This window comes from Priestia sp. P5_B4 (genome assembly GCF_056400385.1).
Genome location: NZ_JBFULJ010000636.1, coordinates 1 through 2,241, shown reverse-complemented (window position 1 = coordinate 2,241; position 2,241 = coordinate 1). Strand labels below are relative to the sequence as shown.

General features: G+C 38.6%; 2 protein-coding genes. Both read right to left on the bottom strand.

What is annotated here, in order from left to right; translation table 11 throughout:
* Window positions 1-45: 45 nt before the first annotated feature.
* Window positions 46-1,350, bottom strand: coding sequence for an aldehyde dehydrogenase (locus AC1DRF_RS24020; RefSeq protein ID WP_477741875.1), 1,305 nt, complete (start codon window positions 1,348-1,350; stop codon window positions 46-48).
* 63 nt (window positions 1,351-1,413) lie between these two features.
* Window positions 1,414-2,040 carry a nitroreductase family protein gene (locus AC1DRF_RS24015; RefSeq protein WP_477741874.1) on the bottom strand — a complete coding sequence of 209 codons (627 nt, stop codon included), beginning with the start codon at window positions 2,038-2,040 and terminating at the stop codon, window positions 1,414-1,416.
* Between the last annotated feature and the right edge of the window lie 201 nt (window positions 2,041-2,241).

The window sequence follows — 2,241 nt, the reverse complement described above, 5'->3', positions numbered from 1 at the left end:
GTAAAAAAGCCGAAGTCAACGCGTGACTTCGGCTTTTCTTTTTAATTATTTATTTGAACGTTTTAAGATGCTTTTAGCGTGTGAAAATGTATCAAAGCTTGCTTTTCCGTGATACGCACCCATTCCGCTGTCACCAACGCCGCCAAATGGAAGATAGTGAGACGTCATATGATTAATCGTATCATTGATAGAACCGCCGCCGAATGACACGCTATTTAAGATGTGATCTTGGACTGCTTCATCTTCAGAGAAAAGATAAAGTGCTAATGGTTTTGGACGTTTTACGATTGCTTCAATTACTTCTGAGATTTCATCGTATACGATGACTGGAAGAATTGGTCCAAAGATTTCATCTTGCATCACATTGTCTTCCCATGAGATGTTGTCAAGAACAGTTGGTTCAATAAACAGACGAGAACGATCCGTTTTGCCTCCAAAAACAATATCTCCGGTTGTTAAGAAGCTGCTAAGGCGATCAAAATGCTTTTCGCTCACTACGTGAGGGAAGTCTAGGTTTTGTGAAACATCTTCGCCGTACGTGTTTGTTACAACTTCTTTTAGGCTAGCTAGCAGCTCGTCTTTTACATTTCGTTGAACAAGAATGTAGTCTGGCGCTACGCAAGTTTGGCCAGCATTTGCAAATTTACCGCGCGCAATGCGTTTTGCTGCTTCTTCAATATTTGCATCTTCGTGTACAATTGTAGGACTTTTTCCGCCTAGCTCAAGCGTAACAGGTGTTAAATGTTTAGCARCAGCTTCTGCCACAATTTTGCCGACCATTGTACTTCCTGTAAAGAAAATGTAATCAAAGTTTTCTTTTAGTAAAGCCGTGCTTGTTTCCACTTCACCTTCGACTACCGTCAAGTATTCTTCAGGGAAGTTTTCATTAAACATCTTAGCAAGAAGGCTTGACGTATGAGGTGTTAATTCAGAAGGCTTTAACACCACGCAGTTACCTGCAGCAATCGCGCCTACTACTGGTGATACAGCAAGTTGGAACGGATAGTTCCAAGGTGCAATCACTAGAGCTAAACCGTATGGATCTTGATAAATGTAGCTTTTTGCTCCAGCATGAGTAGATGGTGTTTCTACTTCTTTTGGCGCTGCCCATTCTGCAAGATTTTCAACTGCAAAGTCGATTTCGCTTAGCACAAGACCAACTTCTGCACGTTTTGCTTCAAATTCTGGTTTGTTAAGGTCAGCTTTTACTGCTTTTAAAATGTCGTCTTCATGACGTACAACAAGTTCTCTTAATTTCTTTAGCGTTTCGATACGGAACGCAACGTCTTTTGTTTTACCGCTATTAAAGAATGAAAGCTGTTTTTCTGTAAGTTCTTGATAGTTATTCATCAGAAAATCTCCTTTTACTTCACATTTTTAACTCTTTATTCAATGAACAGAAATAGCTGCTGCTTATTTCCAAGTTGTAACCGTATTGACCGGTAAACGGTAAGAAGCATGGCCTTCGCTCGCTGCTTTACCGATTGAGATAAGCATAATTGGAAGATAACGTTCTTTATCTAAACCGAATTCTTCTGCGATTAAGTGTTTTTCGTATCCGCCGATTGGATTTGTATCATATCCGTGAGCGCGAGCAACAAGCATAAGCTGCATAGATACAAGACCTGAATCAATTAGCACGATGTCTTTCATATCTGCTTTTGGCATGTTTTCGTAAATCGGCTTAAAGAAATTTAGCTGCTGTTCTTTAATGTCCTGAGGCATATAGCCAAGCTCTACTGCTTTTCCGAAAATTTCGTCTGCATATTCGACGTTGTTCATGTCACCAAACACGGCAATAACAGTTGAAGATGTATGAACTTGTTCACTGTTAAATTTCGCAAGTTTAGCTAATTTTTCTTTGCCTTCCGGCGTTTCAATTACAACAAAGCGCCACGGCTGCATATTAACAGAAGAAGGAGCACGCATAGCTTCTGTAAGAATTTCTTCCATTTCCTCACGGCTGATTTTTACTGAAGGATCATATTTTTTAATTGAACGGCGTTTTAAAGCAATTTCGTTAAAATCTTTTATAGTCATAGTCATTATTCCTTTCTTTTTAGGCGTTAAACTTATTTATTGTCATTCCTATATTTTTGATTGTGGACAATTGTTTGACATATCAATAATTGATACATCAACAATATAATACATTGATTTAAGAATTGCAAGGGAAAAAGTTTAAACTTTTGAAGTGGGGTTAGTTGGAAGTGTGAAGTTATATTCTACTGGGAACAAATA